Annotated in this window: 15 protein-coding genes and 3 pseudogenes; 10 read left to right on the forward strand and 8 right to left on the reverse strand. The window is 35.5% G+C overall.

The window, feature by feature from the left end; all coding sequences use genetic code 11:
* Window position 1: 1 nt before the first annotated feature.
* Window positions 2–1,024 carry a tyrosine-type recombinase/integrase gene (locus CLAN_RS01440; RefSeq protein ID WP_100590409.1) on the reverse strand — a complete coding sequence of 341 codons (1,023 nt, stop codon included), beginning with the start codon at window positions 1,022–1,024 and terminating at the stop codon, window positions 2–4.
* A gap of 174 nt (window positions 1,025–1,198) precedes the next feature.
* Here CLAN_RS01440 and CLAN_RS01445 point away from each other — a divergent pair, with 174 nt between their 5' ends.
* Genes CLAN_RS01445 through CLAN_RS01455 form a run of 3 tightly spaced genes read left to right on the forward strand, consistent with a single transcriptional unit; the run spans window position 1,199 to window position 3,561 of the window.
* The gene (locus tag CLAN_RS01445) at window positions 1,199–2,296 is read left to right on the forward strand and encodes an aminotransferase class I/II-fold pyridoxal phosphate-dependent enzyme (protein WP_100590410.1); all 1,098 of its coding nucleotides are present in this window, start codon (window positions 1,199–1,201) and stop codon (window positions 2,294–2,296) included.
* Window positions 2,277–2,891, forward strand: coding sequence for a pimeloyl-ACP methyl esterase BioG family protein (locus CLAN_RS01450; RefSeq protein WP_100590411.1), 615 nt, complete (start codon window positions 2,277–2,279; stop codon window positions 2,889–2,891). Before CLAN_RS01445 ends, CLAN_RS01450 begins: the two co-directional genes overlap by 20 nt.
* Entirely contained in the window at window positions 2,881–3,561 is a 681-nt protein-coding gene (locus tag CLAN_RS01455) for a methyltransferase domain-containing protein (protein WP_100590412.1), read from the forward strand. The genes CLAN_RS01450 and CLAN_RS01455 overlap by 11 nt, the downstream gene beginning before the upstream one ends.
* Here CLAN_RS01455 and bioA read toward each other — a convergent pair.
* Together bioA and bioD are read right to left on the reverse strand one after the other, a co-directional pair.
* Window positions 3,558–4,913, reverse strand: a complete 1,356-nt coding sequence (gene bioA, locus CLAN_RS01460; RefSeq protein WP_100590413.1) for an adenosylmethionine--8-amino-7-oxononanoate transaminase — start codon at window positions 4,911–4,913, stop codon at window positions 3,558–3,560. The two genes, CLAN_RS01455 and bioA, sit on opposite strands and share 4 nt — an antisense overlap.
* Before the next feature lie 9 nt (window positions 4,914–4,922).
* Window positions 4,923–5,606 (reverse strand): dethiobiotin synthase, encoded by a 684-nt coding sequence (gene bioD, locus CLAN_RS01465; protein ID WP_167368917.1) that lies wholly within the window; start codon window positions 5,604–5,606, stop codon window positions 4,923–4,925.
* Window positions 5,607–5,741: 135 nt separating this feature from the next.
* Here bioD and CLAN_RS01470 point away from each other — a divergent pair.
* Window positions 5,742–7,010: pseudogene (locus CLAN_RS01470) on the forward strand (PhoX family protein); the annotation flags it as partial.
* 30 nt (window positions 7,011–7,040) lie between these two features.
* On the opposite strand, the gene CLAN_RS01475 reads toward CLAN_RS01470, so the two are convergent.
* Together CLAN_RS01475 and CLAN_RS01480 are read right to left on the reverse strand one after the other, a co-directional pair.
* On the reverse strand, window positions 7,041–8,333 hold the full coding sequence (locus CLAN_RS01475) for an RNA-guided endonuclease InsQ/TnpB family protein (protein ID WP_172618492.1): 1,293 nt from the start codon (window positions 8,331–8,333) through the stop codon (window positions 7,041–7,043).
* Window positions 8,320–8,958 carry an IS607-like element ISChh1 family transposase gene (locus CLAN_RS01480; RefSeq protein ID WP_002782963.1) on the reverse strand — a complete coding sequence of 213 codons (639 nt, stop codon included), beginning with the start codon at window positions 8,956–8,958 and terminating at the stop codon, window positions 8,320–8,322. Before CLAN_RS01480 ends, CLAN_RS01475 begins: the two co-directional genes overlap by 14 nt.
* A gap of 114 nt (window positions 8,959–9,072) precedes the next feature.
* Between CLAN_RS01480 and CLAN_RS08470 the strand changes: the two are divergent.
* The 6 genes and pseudogenes from CLAN_RS08470 to CLAN_RS01515 form a co-directional block, all read left to right on the forward strand.
* A pseudogene (locus CLAN_RS08470) lies at window positions 9,073–9,225 on the forward strand (relaxase/mobilization nuclease domain-containing protein); the annotation flags it as partial.
* A 51-nt stretch (window positions 9,226–9,276) separates the two neighbouring features.
* A complete protein-coding gene (locus CLAN_RS01490) occupies window positions 9,277–9,651 on the forward strand; it encodes a TnpV protein (protein WP_001129922.1) in 375 nt (124 codons plus the stop codon).
* Window positions 9,652–10,017: 366 nt separating this feature from the next.
* Complete coding sequence (gene tet(O), locus CLAN_RS01495; protein ID WP_002857791.1) at window positions 10,018–11,937, forward strand: tetracycline resistance ribosomal protection protein Tet(O); 1,920 nt, start codon at window positions 10,018–10,020, stop codon at window positions 11,935–11,937.
* Between the two features lie 54 nt (window positions 11,938–11,991).
* Window positions 11,992–12,162 carry a cysteine-rich KTR domain-containing protein gene (locus CLAN_RS01500; RefSeq protein ID WP_004614788.1) on the forward strand — a complete coding sequence of 57 codons (171 nt, stop codon included), beginning with the start codon at window positions 11,992–11,994 and terminating at the stop codon, window positions 12,160–12,162.
* A gap of 332 nt (window positions 12,163–12,494) precedes the next feature.
* Window positions 12,495–13,040: pseudogene (locus tag CLAN_RS01510) on the forward strand (PhoX family protein); the annotation flags it as partial.
* Window positions 13,041–13,492: 452 nt separating this feature from the next.
* The gene (locus tag CLAN_RS01515) at window positions 13,493–13,996 is read left to right on the forward strand and encodes a hypothetical protein (RefSeq protein ID WP_100590417.1); all 504 of its coding nucleotides are present in this window, start codon (window positions 13,493–13,495) and stop codon (window positions 13,994–13,996) included.
* Here CLAN_RS01515 and CLAN_RS01520 read toward each other — a convergent pair.
* Genes CLAN_RS01520 through CLAN_RS01530 form a run of 3 tightly spaced genes read right to left on the reverse strand, consistent with a single transcriptional unit; the run spans window position 13,989 to window position 16,226 of the window.
* Window positions 13,989–15,272, reverse strand: a complete 1,284-nt coding sequence (locus tag CLAN_RS01520; RefSeq protein WP_100590418.1) for an ANL family adenylate-forming protein — start codon at window positions 15,270–15,272, stop codon at window positions 13,989–13,991. The two genes, CLAN_RS01515 and CLAN_RS01520, sit on opposite strands and share 8 nt — an antisense overlap.
* On the reverse strand, window positions 15,266–15,958 hold the full coding sequence (locus CLAN_RS01525; protein ID WP_100590419.1) for an SDR family NAD(P)-dependent oxidoreductase: 693 nt from the start codon (window positions 15,956–15,958) through the stop codon (window positions 15,266–15,268). The genes CLAN_RS01520 and CLAN_RS01525 overlap by 7 nt, the downstream gene beginning before the upstream one ends.
* A complete protein-coding gene (locus CLAN_RS01530) occupies window positions 15,951–16,226 on the reverse strand; it encodes a hypothetical protein (protein WP_096014909.1) in 276 nt (91 codons plus the stop codon). The genes CLAN_RS01525 and CLAN_RS01530 overlap by 8 nt, the downstream gene beginning before the upstream one ends.
* Window positions 16,227–16,256: the final 30 nt, after the last annotated feature.

Here is a 16,256-nt window from a genome sequence, read left to right on the forward strand (position 1 = left end):
TTTAACACACACCTACACCAATTCCATCTCTTATATCATCGATATTTAGATGGACATACTTCAAACTACTTTGTATATTTTTATGTCCCAAATACTGCATTAGCTTATAAGCTGAAAACTTCTTTAGGCTAACCAAACGACTTGCTACAGTATGTCTTAAGGCATATTGGTTATACTCTTTAGCGTTTATTCGCTTATCAAAACCCAAAGCCTTATTCATATCTTTCCACCTTGATACACATATGCTATGTGTCAAATTATTTATCTTACAATTCTTATAATTTTCTCTATCTAATCCTTTGTAACGACCTCTAGCTATTGAGTAATAAACTCCCTTCAGATATCCTTCAGGTTCCTTCAGGTATAACTCCATAGCTTCTGACCTTTCTAAAGATAAAGCTAAATTAACCCTATCGCATATATCACTTAAAAGTTTTAAGGTTATGCCACCTAAGGGTAAGGTTCTACTATTAGCGTTCTTAGTAGTCCCTACTTTTAATGTAGTAGAGTGTGTTTTTAAAGCTCTACTGATGGTAATAGTCTTGTTTTCTAAGTCTATATCACCTACCCTAAGTTCATAGTATTCAGCTGGTCTTAGTCCTAGATTAGAGTTGATTACAAAATACTCATACATCTCTCTATCTACTAGGCTGCCTGTCTTATTACTGATACTCTTAAAGTACTCAGCTATTTCATTTATCTCAGCATCGCTATAGCATACTATCTTATTCTCTCTTATACTAGCTGCTAGCTTTTTAAAATTAGGTTTATTCTTAAACTCATAAACCCCAGTTCGCTCTAGCGTCTCAAAGGTTGTCCTAAGAGTGCTTAACAGGTGATTAAAGGTTCTCTCTTTGTACCGCTTACCATTTACACCACTGATTAACATAGTTCTTTTTAAGTTCATCAGTAGCTCTGTGGTAATAAGAGATAAGTCTAAATCACCAACCATTTTTATTAGAGTGTTAATCCTAGATGGTGGATTTTTATTGTCCTCCAAGTATTGCCACACACTTTCTATCATATAGTCCCTAGCTAATGGTGAGTTAATAAGTAGCGTGTGCTTTGATTATCTCGTTATTTAAATTATTATAAATTGTTCCATTTGTTGCTATGTAAATTCAATTAAAATTTAAAATATATAGCTACATTTTGATATAATTATAACTTTTCAAAAGGCAAATTTAAGCGAGTTATAATGTTTGATATAGAAAAAGCGAAGCAAAATAGCAGTTTTAGGGAGCTAAAGCACTCTAAGATAAGCTTGAAATTTCTAAGTTTAGATGGTAAAAATCTCTTGAATTTAGGTAGTAACGACTATCTTGGGATAGCTAGTAATAGGGTATTAAGAGATGAATTTTTACAAATTTGTTTGGGTAGTGAGTGGTATTTTGGCTCTGGGGCTAGTAGATTGGTATATACTTCAAGTGATGAATTTGATCGTTTGGAGAGTTGGTTTGAGGCTAAATTTCATAAAAGTGCGGTAATTTTCAACTCTGGGTATTGTGCGAATTTAAGCTGTATTAGCGCCTTAAATAGTGATGATACGCTCTTTATAGCTGATAAATTAATTCATGCTAGTATGATAGATGCATTGAAACTCTCAAATGCGAAATTCAAACGCTACGCCCATAATGACAATGAAGCATTAGAGAGTTTGGTTAAGCAAAATTGTGATAAATTTAAGCATATTATCATATTAAGCGAGGCGATTTTTAGCATGGATGGCGATAGAGCGGATATAGAGTTTATGCTATCTTTAAAAAAGCGATATGATGGCGTGATGCTCTATATCGACTTGGCGCATTCATTTTTTGCTCTAGATGAGCTTGGGATTAGTGCTAGATTGAGTTGTGATATTGATTTTATGCTTATTACTCTTGGCAAGGCGCTAGGTAGCAGTGGGGCTGTGATTTTAAGCTCAAATGAGTTTAAAGATATATTCATAAATAGTGCTAGAAGCCTTATATACTCGACCGCTTTGGCGCCTATAAATGTAGCTTGGAGTAACTTTGTGTTAAGCAAAGACTACACAAAAGAGCGTGAAAATCTAGCGAATTTAATCAATTTTTTGGGGCTAAATTCCACTCATATTTCGCCTTTTATCGTAGGAGATAATGCTAAGACTTTAAAGCTTTCAAATAGCTTAAAAAGTCTTGGATATTTCATACCAGCCATTAGGCCACCTACGGTGCCAGAGGGGAAGGCTAGGCTTAGGATTAGTTTAAGGGCGGATTTAGAAATTGATGATTTGGTGAGCTTAAAAAGGATTTTAGATGAAAATGGATCTCATTAAAGATAGCAAAAAGCTTATTGTGTTATTTTTAGGTTATGGATTTGATAAAAGTAGCATTAGCCACTTGGAGCTTGGAGATTATGGACTTTTGGTGGTTAGTGATTATAGCGATTTGGGCTTCGATAAGGAAATTTTAGCCAATAAAGATATATATTTAATAGCGTGGTCAATGGGCGTTTGGGCTGCGAATTTGGTGCTGAAAAATACCCCCTTAAAGGTCGCAATCGCTATAAATGGCACCCCTTTTGGAATAGATGAAAAATATGGGATTAAAAAAGATATCTTTTATAAAAGTATAAGTGAGTTTGATTTTGAGAGCTTTAAAAGGCTCTGTTTTTTAGGTATTAATGAGCAAAAATTGAGAGATTTTACATTTAATAAAAATGCCAACATAGAGCTTATAAATCTTTATAAAAACGCTATTTTGCCCTGTGAGAACGCTATTTCATGGGATAGGGCTTATGTGAGTAAGCGTGATTTGGTCTTTGATAATAGGGCGGTTTTAGAATATTTTAAGGATAAAGCTAGGATTATAAACGCTCCGCATTTTGCATTTTTTAATTTTAAAAGCTTTGGAGAGATAGTTGAAATTTAAAAATGCGAAATTTTATGACCTTTATGCCAAACCGCAGATTTATGCGGCAAATGCTTTGATACAAACTATTAAAGATTATAGGCAAAATTTCAAAGATATCTATGAAATTGGCGCTGGAAGCGGAGTTTTGACAAGATTAATTATAGATAACTTGAGTTATGAAAATTTGATTTTAAATGACCTTTATGAGAGTGAATTTATGAGTAAATTCCGCACTCAAATAGGGGATATTTCAAATTTACAAATTCAAAATAGACAAGATCTAATCATTTCAAGCTCTGTTTTTCAATGGATTAATGCCCTTGAAAATTTGGCTGATAGGCTCAAATTTAGCTTAAAAAGTGGCGGAATTTTGGCTTTTAGTATATTTATTGATGGGACTTTAAGGGAACTTTCTAGCTTTACAAATCAGAGCTTAGAGTATAAAAATCTAGCCCAGCTAAGAGCAATTTTTAGCAAAAATTTTGAAATTTTAAACGCTCAAGAGAGGCAAATAAAGCTAAAATTTAGCAATTTAAAAGAGCTTTTAACTCACCTTAAACATACTGGAGTTAATAATATTAAGGGCGAATTTAAGCTCACAAAAAGCTCTTATAAAGCCTTAAATTCACACTTTAATGATGATTTTAGGCTAAGTTATAAATTTGCAATTTTAATCTTAAAAAACTAAAATCCCCCAAGAATCTCATCAATGCTTTTTACGCACCTTTTTATCGCTTCATCCATCTCATCTTTTTGGATATTTAGCGGTGGATTGAAGTATATCACATCGCCAAGTGGCCTTAATATAAGACCATTTTTTAGAGCTTTTTTGTAAATTTGATATCCGATTCTTAGATCTTTATTAAAGGCTTTTTTGCTATCTTTTTGCTCTACTAGCTCTATTGCGTTTATGAGTCCGATGGAGCGAATTTGACCTACATTTTTATGCGAGTTTAAAGCAGAGATTATCTCATTATTTAGATAAATTGCGTTTTGTTGAGCTGAATTTAAGATATTTTGACTCTCAAATATATCTAAAACCGCATTCGCTGCAGCACATCCAAGTGGATTTCCGCTATAAGTATGAGAGTGCATAAAGGCCTTGCCTTGCGAGTATGGAGCGTAAAAGGCGTTGTAAATTTCATTAGTCGTAGCCACGACAGACATAGGCATATATCCGCCAGTTAGACCCTTTGAGAGCGTTATGATATCAGGGCTGATATTTGCGTGCTCACAAGCAAACATCCGCCCAGTCCGCCCAAATCCAGTAGCTATCTCATCAGCTATTAGTAATACCCCATACTCATCGCAAATTTGGCGTAGCTTTTTAAGATACAAAGGCGGATATATCATCATTCCAGCTGCAGCTTGAAGTATAGGCTCAACTATCAAAGCCACACTCTCTTTGCCATATTTTTCAAAAATCGGCACCGCATAATGCTCAAAATATTTTCTAGCTATCTCATCGCTATCGCCTTCAAATTCGCTTCTATACATATCAGGGGCTTTTATGCGGATGGCTTTTAAGAGCATCGGCTCATAAATTTTAGCATACAAATCAAGCGCCCCAACGCTCAAAGCACCGATAGTTTCGCCGTGATAAGCATTACTAAGGCAGATAAATTTATTCTTATGTGTGTTGCCTACTTGGTGCTGATATTGAAACGCCATTTTAAGCGCACTCTCCACAGCCGAGCTACCATTATCTGAAAAGTTGAATTTATCTAGCTTAGGTGGGAGAATTCGCCTTAATCTACTAGCTAATTTCACAGCGCCTTCGTGAGTGAAATTGGCAAATATCACATGCTCTATATTGTTAAGCTGATTTGTGATAGCTTGATTGATATACTCATTTGAGTGGCCTAGTAGATTACACCACCAAGAGCTGATAATATCTATATACTCTTTATCATTTTCATCATAGATTTTTGCGCCCTTACCACGCTTTATCACAATCGGTGGTAACTCCTTATAATCATACATTTGCGAACACGGATGCCAGATTAGCTCCAAATCCATCTTTGCTATATTTGATAGCATATTTGATCCTTAATTAAATATTTTTATAATCTCATCTTTTTGGATATTTAAGCTTAGCTCATCTCTTTTAACGCAAGAGAGAATTTCTAAGCTAAAAAGCTCTTTTATCATCTTTTTATTATCAACACAAATTGGGCAATTCTCATCAAAATTATTTAACACCACGCCCTTTATATCAATCACATTTTGCCTTAGATAAAAGCTAGTTAATCCCACTTGATTTATCGCTCCTAGAGCTGCGTCTGAGACTATTATAACGCTTGAATTTATAGCCTTTAGTATATCAAGTAGCATTAATTTTGTTTCATCATATCTAAAAGGGCAGATCGCCCCACCAGCACCCTCAATCACCAAAAAATCACAAATCCCATCTAGGATTTTAAATTTAGCTAGAATTTTATCTAAATTTACTTGTTTTTTCTCATTTATAGCTGATAAATGCGGAGAATAAGGCTTAATAAAGTTATACTCACTCATTTGAGAGTAGCTAAGCTCAATCTTAGAAAACTCACGCACAAACTTCACATCAAGCGGGATTATATCTCCATCATCGCATAACAAATTCCCACTCGAAACAGGCTTGAAATATCCTATATTTAATCCAAATTCACGCATTTTTTTGACTATTAAGGCGCTTATATAGCTCTTGCCTACATCAGTCCCAGTACCTAAAATAAATATTTTTTTACTCACTTGTTTTCCTTTGGATATTCTAAATTCGTATTTTAAAATTTTAAGGCTAAATTTTACATATTTTTAACCAAAATATCATAAAAATTTTACAAGCTGATTTTATAATTTCGTCATAATTTATCATATGGAGTTTTTATGGAAAGAAGAAATTTTCTGAAAGTTTCTAGCGCTGTTTTGGCTTATGCGGGATTTTTTTCGCCTTCTAGCGTGTTAGCTAGTGAGAAAAAACCTTTAATAGGATTTAAACAAATCGCCCCTAGCACAAGCGATAGCGTCATAGTCCCAAAAGGATATGAGGCTAAAAAGTTAATTAGTTGGGGTGATCCGCTCTTTAGCAAGGCAACGCCTTTTGATGAGAGCAAAACTATAAATAAAGCAGCCATAGCAAATGCGAATTTGGTATTTGGCGATAATACCGATGGTATGGCGTGGTTTGATCTTGATGAAGATAGAGCGATTTTAGCTGTTAATAATGAGTATATGAATCCAGAAATAATGTTTAATCACCATGGCAAAAATATGAGCCTAGATGATGTTAAATATGAGCAAAATTCCGTTGGAGTAAGTATATTTGAGATAGCTAGAAATAGCGATGGAGATTATAGTGTTGTGCTAGACTCGCCATATAATCGCAGAATCACAGCTAATACCAAAATGGAGATCCAAGGGCCAGCTAGAGCTCATAATCTTATGAAAACAAAAGCCGATAAGAGCGGTAGCGAAGTCTATGGAACCATGAATAACTGCGCTAGTGGCAAAACGCCATGGGGAACATATCTTACTTGTGAAGAGAATTTCGATGATTTCTTTGGGTCTAGTGATGAGAATTACGCATTTAATCCAGCGCAAAAACGCTATGGCCTTAGCGTAAAAGGCGAGAATTATGAGTGGAAACTAGATGAGAGATTTGATATTGCTAAAAACGAAAATGAGCCAAATCGCTTTGGTTGGGTAGTAGAGATAGATCCATATAATCCAAACTCAACCCCAATCAAACGCACCGCCCTAGGTAGATTTAAACACGAAAATGCTGAAGTAGTAATAGCCAAAAATGGCGAAGTAGTGGTATATATGGGCGATGATGAGGTTAATGAGTTTATATATAAATTTGTTAGCAAAGCCAAATACAATCCAAATAAACCAAATAAAGATATCTTAAATGAAGGCACTCTATATGTAGCTAAATTAAAAGATACCGGCGATTTCAAAGGCATAGGCGAGTGGGTGGCCTTAGAGTATGGCAAAAATGGCTTAGATAGCAAAAATGGCTTTCATAATCAAGGCGATGTCTTGATAAATGCTAGATTAGCAGCTAGCATAGTTGGTGCTACACCTATGGATAGACCTGAGTGGATAGCAGCAGACCCAGATGGAAAATACCTATATGTAACCGTTCTTACAAACCTATAAAATCCTATAAAAAGATATAAAACTCTATAAATAGGATTTTTGTTGTATTCCTGTTTCAACCTTGCTAGTTGCTATTTGATTTATTGCTAAATCATCTAGCAGAGCTGTCAAGTCCGCAGGCGTAAATTCGGCAAGAACTTTGCCTATTTTTTGCTTTAATTGTGAAAGCAAATTAAGACTAGCATTGTAGTCTCTATCAATGCTAATTCCACATTCATCGCAAATATAAACTCTATCTTTTAGAGCTAAATTTTCTTTTATAGTTCCACAATTAGAGCATAATTTAGAACTAGGATAAAATCTATCTACTTGATAGATTTCTTTATCGTTGTAGCTAGATTTATATTCTAGTTGCCTTTTAAACTCATAAAAACTTACATCGCTTATAGATTTAGCAAGTCTATGATTACTCATCATCCCTTTTACATTTAAATCCTCTAAGCAAAAATATTTAGCATTTGCTACCAAGCTAGAAGTAAGCTTGTGTAAAAAATCACTTCTTATATTTGCTATTTTACGATGCAATTTATTTAGCTTAATACTTGCTTTTAGATAATTGCTAGATTTTTTAATGCCTTGTAATGCTTCTTGCTTGGTTTTTGCGTGTTGCTTTTTGCTTAGCTGTCTAGCTCTTTTTATCATTAAACGATTAAACTTAGCTAATGGTTTAGGTGCTTTTATCTCTAAGCCATTAGATAAACTTAAAAACGATTTTAAGCCTACATCTATGCTAAGTGCTAGATTATTATTTTTAGCTTTATTATGAGTTTTTAGATACTCATCTTTACTAATTTGCATACTAAAAGAAACAAAGAATTTATCAGCACTTTGAGAAATAGTAAAAGAATTGATTTTACCATTAAATCTCAATTTCTCTTTCATTTTTACAAGTCCTAAATTTGGCACTTTTAGATATTTTTCATCTTTGATTATTGCTTGGTCTCCACCTATGTAATAAGAGCCGAAATTATCTTTCTTTTTCTTAAATTTTGGATAGCTTACTTTACCTTGTTTTAAATCTCTAAAAAATTTTTGAAATGCTAGATTTAGATTTAAAAAAGGCTGTTGCGTAGCATATTTACTTACTTCATACACAAAGGGGAATTGTTCTTTTTTAATGGCATTAAATTCCTTTTTTAAATCTAAATGTGTTACTTTAATGCCTTGCTTGTAGTATTCTTGCCATTTTGCAAGTCCCCAATTATAAGCAAGTCTAGCACAACCAAAGGCTTTTTTAAAATGAGTTTTAGCTTTATTATTTGGCTTTAACTCTATCTTATGAGAAATGCTAATAAGCTCATTATTATTTGCTGACATTTTCTACCACCACTTCTTGCATTTCATCTAAAAGTTTTTTATTTTTCTTTGAGCGTGAGCCATAAAGTCTAGCTGAAAATACTGTGATTATTTCCAACACATCTTTGGCTAATTCTTCTTCAAATTTTACGCTTTCTTCGCCTTTATTTATTATTATTACTTCTACTTCTTTGGCTTCACATATAGCAAATACTAGCTCAGCACCAAAGCGTAAAAGTCTGTCTTTGTGAGTTAAAACTAATCTTTTTACTTTGCCATCTAGAATTTGATTTAGCAATTTAGTTAAGCCTTTTTTATAATAATTCATACCAGAGCCTAAATCTTGTATAACTTCATAATTAAAGCCTTGTTTAGAACAATATAGCTCTAAGACTTGAACTTGCCTTATTAAATCATCTTTTTGGTCGTGGCTAGAAACACGAGCATAAGCAATAGTTTTTAAGCTATCTTTATTAAAAACTAGGTTTTTATTTATAGCTTTTAATGTTTCTAGCTTATACCTACGCTCTCCACCCTTAGTCATATCATCAGGTTTTAATAAGCCTTTTTTATCCCAATTTCTAAGAGTTTGGATAGTAACACCAAGAGCTTTACTAGCTTGACCGATTGATAATAATTTATTCATAGGACTATTTTAGCAAATTTTAAAAAATAAGTCAAGTAAAATCTATAAAATATTTATATAATTTTATAGATTTTTTTATAATTTACTTAGCAGTTATAAGCCCCGGAGCAGGCTCACAAGAACGCTGTCGAGCTGGCAGAGCATACAAAGGCATGGAAAGGGCATGAAGTTCTGATAGCCACGCATATAGACAAGGGGCATATACACACGCACTTTATTGTCAATTCCGTAAATTATGAGAACGGTCATAAGCTCCAATGGATGTAGGACGGATTTTGCGGACATTCAAAATAAAAAAGAATGTGGAGGTAACAGACAATGGCAAAATCATTATTTGAGGAACTGGGCGGCAAATACGAAAGGCAAGGGGATTATTTGATACCGTGCTTAACTGTACCCGCCGAAGAAGAACAGGCAATAGGCATCTGGGGGCAACGGCATTTAGATTATCTAAAACAGTACCGTAAAGTTACATACACCAATCTTCTTACAAGCGGCAGGCTAAACGCCTACCTTGCCGACATCAACAGACAGGCACAGGAACGCTTTGAAAGGCTCATAGAGGGTATGAAACAGGCACAGGGCATAACGGAACAGCTAAAGGCAGAAAACGCCTTAGAATGGACAGGATGCCTCAATAACATAAGGGCTTGTGCGAGGGAGATTGTGGAAAAGGAAATTATTTTTGCATAAACAGATGATTAGTGGCAGGGGGAAATCCTGCCGCTTTTTCTGCTTTAGTTTGTCAGCTTGACAAATAAAGGGTTAAGGAATATAATTAGATTCAGTATTATACAAGGAGTTAATAAATATGCGGCAAGGTATTCTTAAATAAACTGTCAATTTGATAGTGGGAACAAAAAGTAGCAGTCCCGTTTCACTTTTAATATGGGGCTTAGTTTTTTGTACCCAGTTTAAGAATACTTTTATCATGTAATTTTATATGCCCGAAAACATATAAGTGTTTTGGGGCTATTGGAGTTATTTACCCAGTGATAGGAGTATTTATCACTGGGTATTTTTATGCCCTTTTTTGGGTGTTGATAGGAAGAAAATCACATGAAAATAATTAACTTAGGCATTCTGGCTCACGTTGACGCAGGAAAGACAACATTAACGGAAAGTTTATTGTATACCAGTGGTGCAATTGCAGAACTAGGGAGCGTAGATGAAGGCACAACAAGGACAGATACAATGAATTTGGAGCGTCAAAGGGGAATCACTATCCAGACAGCAGTGACATCTTTTCAGTGGGAGGATGTAAAAGTCAACATTATAGATACGCCAGGCCATATGGATTTTTTGGCGGAAGTATACCGTTCTTTATCCGTATTAGACGGAGCAGTATTATTAGTTTCTGCAAAGGATGGCATACAGGCACAGACCCGTATACTGTTTCATGCACTACAGACAATGAAGATTCCGACAATCTTTTTCATCAATAAAATTGACCAAGAGGGGATTGATTTGCCAATGGTATATCGGGAAATGAAAGCAAAGCTTTCTTCGGAAATTATAGTGAAGCAAAAGGTTGGGCAGCATCCCCATATAAATGTAACGGACAATGACGATATGGAACAGTGGGATGCGGTAATTATGGGAAACGATGAACTATTAGAGAAATATATGTCAGGGAAACCGTTTAAAATGTCAGAACTGGAACAGGAAGAAAACAGGAGATTCCAAAACGGAACGTTATTTCCCGTTTATCACGGAAGCGCTAAAAACAATCTGGGGATTCGGCAGCTTATAGAAGTGATTGCCAGTAAATTTTATTCATCAACGCCTGAAGGTCAATCTGAATTATGCGGGCAGGTTTTTAAGATTGAATATTCAGAGAAAAGGCGGCGTTTTGTTTATGTGCGTATATATAGCGGAACATTGCATTTGAGGGATGTTATTAGAATATCTGAAAAAGAGAAAATAAAAATCACAGAGATGTGTGTTCCGACAAACGGTGAATTATATCCATCCGATACAGCCTGCTCTGGTGATATTGTAATTTTACCAAATGATGTTTTGCAGCTAAACAGTATTTTGGGGAACGAAATGCTGTTGCCGCAGAGAAAATTTATTGAAAATCCTCTCCCTATGCTCCAAACAACGATTGCAGTAAAGAAACCTGAACAGCGGGAAATATTGCTTGGGGCACTTACAGAAATTTCAGATGGCGACCCTCTTTTAAAATATTATGTGGATACTACAACGCATGAGATTATACTTTCTTTTTTGGGGAATGTGCAGATGGAAGTCATTTGTGCCATCCTTGAGGAAAAATATCATGTGGAGGCAGAAATAAAAGAGCCTACTGTTATATATATGGAAAGACCGCTTAGAAAAGCAGAATATACCATCCACATAGAAGTCCCGCCAAATCCTTTCTGGGCTTCTGTCGGGTTGTCCATAGAGCCGCTCCCTATTGGAAGCGGAGTGCAGTATGAAAGCAGAGTTTCACTTGGATATTTAAATCAATCGTTCCAAAATGCGGTTATGGAGGGGGTTCTTTATGGCTGCGAGCAGGGGCTGTATGGATGGAAAGTGACAGACTGTAAAATCTGTTTTGAATATGGATTGTATTATAGTCCTGTAAGTACCCCCGCAGACTTTCGGCTGCTTTCCCCTATCGTATTGGAGCAGGCTTTAAAAAAAGCAGGGACAGAACTATTAGAGCCATATCTCCACTTTGAAATTTATGCACCGCAGGAATATCTCTCACGGGCGTATCATGATGCTCCAAGGTATTGTGCAGATATTGTAAGTACTCAGATAAAGAATGACGAGGTCATTCTGAAAGGAGAAATCCCTGCTAGATGTATTCAAGAATACAGGAACGATTTAACTTGTTTCACAAATGGGCAGGGAGTCTGCTTGACAGAGTTAAAAGGATACCAGCCAGCTATTGGTAAATTTATTTGCCAACCCCGCCGCCCGAATAGCCGTATAGACAAGGTTCGGCATATGTTCCACAAGTTAGCTTAACAGCTTGCAAAAGTCATATAAAATGAGATTTGAAAGGATTAGAGACTAATTATGATGAAATGCGAATGGATATTGTGTCCTGTTTGTGGGAGCAAAACCCGTAATAAAATTAGGAAGGACACTGTTTTGGAGAATTATCCCCTTTATTGTCCAAAATGCAGACAAGAAAGATTGATTAAAGTTGACAACTTGAAGATAACTGTCATCAAAGAGCCAGACGCTTAAGACGCAGAGCCGATGAAATTGTGGAACAATTCACGAATCATCGGCTCTTTTTGTTTCGTATTTGAAAGAACAAACTCACCAAATAAAAAAAACGATATTCGGGTGGGTTATTTTGTTATACCCTAAATTACCCTCTGAGTAAGCACGACCTTAAAGACTTAAAGGAACGGTGCAACGAGCAGAGCTGGGAACAGGGCTTGCATGTGCCGGAGAAAGGAAAGACATTTGCTGGAGAAGTCCGGGAAGAAACGGTGGCATGGAGCAAAGACACCTACCAGCTTTTGAAACAGGCAGAGCAGGGAAAGGTCAAAAGCTATGTGCAGGATATTGCCCTAACCAACAACACCAAAAGAACAGAAGTGAGCGAGTCAAATCCAAGAGCCAATAATATCTATGGCCACATCTTAAGATGGTCCCCAAAAGGCGGTAATCACGCTGATAGTGGCTTTAAATGGGATATATTTTTACTTGCGGGAAATCCTTTAAAATATCCAAATGATTTAAGAAAAGGAACTAGCAATATCAATGTAGAAAATATGTTTAATAGCCCAGATGGATTGAAATTTGACAAATTTGGCAGACTTTGGATACAAACCGATGGCAAATACTCAAATAAAGGTGATTACGAAGGGATGGGAAATAACCAAATGCTATGCGCCAATCCTATCACCGGCGAGGTTAGAAGATTTTTGACTGGGCCAGTTGCTTGTGAGATTACGGGAATTGCCTTTAATGAAGATTATACAACGATGTTTGTAGGAATCCAACACCCAGGCGAAAATCTAGCAAATAGCCACTATCCAAATGGCGGCAACTTAACTCCACGAAGTACAATAGTCCAAATCCGTAAAAAAGATGGCGGCGTAATTGGCTCATAAAAATATTTTAATTTCGCAGCTGAGCTAAGCCCAGCTTTGCGACAGGGAGTTGCACTCCCTTGACCCACCTAAAGCCCCGCAAGCGGGGTACCCCTATAAAAATCCGTGGCGTAAGCCACCCATTGAAAGGCTTTTACAAAATTTTCGCAATAGCAAAACAACCATTTAAGGTTGTTTTGTGGCGAAAATTTGGAATGTGACTCATTCGCCATTGACCCCGCACTAAAGCCCCACTTCGTGGGGGTATCCCCCCCATTTTTACTTCGCACGGCAACAAGTCGCCGTTTGCGGCAGGGAGTTACACTCCCCCAGCCCACTTAAAGCTAACCATCTGACAAAGCGGCTTGAATTTAGGTTTTTATTTTTTACTTTGCTAGAGTCAAAGACAAAATATTAAAATATAAACTTTTAATGTTATAATGGATTTATAAAATATATTTTAGAGTAGTGATATGAAATTTAAATTTAAAGATTATAAGCTATTAAGTCAAGATGAGAGCGGTGAAATTCTAAATATCAGAAATGATAGAAAGATAAGGCAGGTGAGCTTAAATAGCGAAATTATCGATATAGATGCTCATCAAAAATGGCTTTTAGGGGTGCCAAGTGGGGCGTATTTTGCTATGATTTTGGATGATGAGATTGTGGGTGGGGTGAGTTTTTATAATGATTTTTGGGGGATTTTTTATAAAAATAGTGTGGAGCCTTTGATTAGATCAGCCTTTGCTTATCTATTTTTATCAAAAATCTTAAAAAATAGCGATTTTATCTACTCTAAGATTAGATTAAATAACCAAAATGCGTTGAGATTTAATCAATTTTTTGGCTTTGAGATAGTCAAAAGTGATGAAATCTACACTCTAAAATTAGAAAAATCCAAATTCAACTCACTAAATAATAGGCTAATTAATAAGGTAAAATCCCTAGCTGATGATAGCAAGGTGGAGTTTATCTAAGCTTTCTATCTTTTTTAAAGCGATTTGTGATATTGATTTTATCTACTACATTGATTTTGAGTGGGATTTTGTATCGCTCTAATTTGGCTTTACAATGCGATTTTATCAGCTCTTTTGCTTCTGTTTTGGGTAGATCGCACACTACATCGCACGCCACCATCTGACCTAAAAGCTCACAAGGCAAGGCATATACCAAGGCATCTTTGATCTGGCTAAGCTCTAATATACAGCTCTCAACTTCACTAGCTGTAAGCTTTTTGCCGCCTACATTTATAACCTCTTTATCTCTACCAACGATCTTTATATATCCGTTTTCATCGCACTCGATCAAATCTCCGCTATCAAACCATTTATCGTTATTCTCTAAACCCATATAGCCTAAAAACATGGTTTTGGACCTTAAAAATAGTTTTCCATTTTCGATCTTATACTCATTTGGGTTTAGCTTAAAGTATGTTGAGGTAGAAGATTTGGATATGGTAGGTAAAATTCCCGTCTCGCTAGTGCCAAAAGTTTGAATGAATTTGGTATTTTTAAATATATTTTTAAGTCTACTCAAGATATTTTCATCCATCCTTTCAGTGCCGTAGGTAATGAGTTTTAGAGAGCTTAGATCGTGGTTTTCATACTCTTTGGTTATTAGAAGTAAATTTAAAAAACTTGGAGTAGTAGGCAAGATATTGGCTTTGTATTTTGAGATTAGCTCACATATATTTTTAGGCGAGAAATCGCTAGCTATAATGAGAGTTGATCCACTCATCAAGCCGCTTAAAAGTGTATTGATCCCACCTATATGATCAAATAGCAAAAATAGAATAATCTTTAGTGATTTTGGTCTTTTGCCTTTGAGATTTTCTATCATATTATTTAGATTGTGGATTATGGCTTTTGGTTTACTTAGTGTGCCGCTAGAGAATATGATTAGGCCGCTTTGGTTATTTAGGGTTTTGATTGTTGTGTTTGTGGGGCTTATGGTTTGGATTTGGTGATTTGAGTTTATTAGTTTATTAGCGTTTGAGATTTTTAGGTATTCATCTAAATTTGGGCTATTTGGTAGTAGGGCTATTATATTTTTATTTAGATACAAAGCTAAAAATATAGCGATATTTTCAAAGCTATAAATAGCCTTTAGGGCTATTATATCGCTATTTGAAATTTGAGTTTTAAATAATTTTTGATACTCATATATTTTATCTATAAGCTCTTGATAGCTGAATTTTTGGCCTTTAAATATGATAGCGATCTTATCTTTATGAGATTTTAGCGTGTTTAGCATACGCCACCTAGATATATGGTTTGAGCGGTTATCAATCTGCTTTTATCACTAGTTAAGAAATCAATTGTATTTTTAATATCTTGAAATTCGCAATAATCTTTGATAATAAGCTTAGATAAGATATTATCTATTTTATCTTTTGGTAAGGTTTTTGTAAGATCAGTTTTGGTCAGCGAAATACCTAAGGCATTTATCCTAATACCATAATATCCAAATTCCTTAGCGCTGATTTGGGTGAATTTCTCAATGGCGGATTTCATGCTAGCATAGACCGCCTCGCCTTCTAGACTTAATGGGACTGCGATGGTAGAGATATTGATTATAGAGCCTTGGCGGTGCTTTAGCATAATTTTGGCTACCTCTTTGGTAAATAAAAATGTAGTTTTGAAATTCACTCTATATAGCTCATCTACTAAATCTAAATTTGTAGTGGCTATGTGATTGAGTGAGGCGGTGCCGATATTGTTTATTAAGATATCTACTTTAAATTTACGCCCAATCTCTCTAATCATATCAATTACAGATTTCTCATCATTAGCGTCTAATGTGTAGTGATGGTAGTTTGTGTGGGTGATATTGGGCTTGCTTTTAGAACAGCCTATGATAGTGTGCCCTTCATCTAAATAGAGTTTAGCAAGGGCATTGCCGATCCCTTTGCTAGTGCCTGTGATGATGATATTACTCATTTAAGGACTTTTGGATATATTTGGTTAGGGAGTTGATGTTTATAAATGGTGAAGTCTTTTGGCTCATGGCCTTTGCGTCAGATAGGCTGATATTTTGGCCGAATTTCTCATATATCGCCTCTTCTAACTCTACTACTAATTCAATCAATCCAACACTATCAAACAGAGCATTAGAACTACCAAAGATATATGAATTCTCATCTATGATGGCGTCTTTTTTGATAGTTTTGATCGTTTGGATTATTAGATTTTGAATTTCAATTTTCATGCCTACCCCCCCCCAAGAAATTTGTAAAAA

Source organism: Campylobacter lanienae NCTC 13004 (genome assembly GCF_002139935.1).
In the GTDB taxonomy this organism is placed as follows: domain Bacteria; phylum Campylobacterota; class Campylobacteria; order Campylobacterales; family Campylobacteraceae; genus Campylobacter; species Campylobacter lanienae.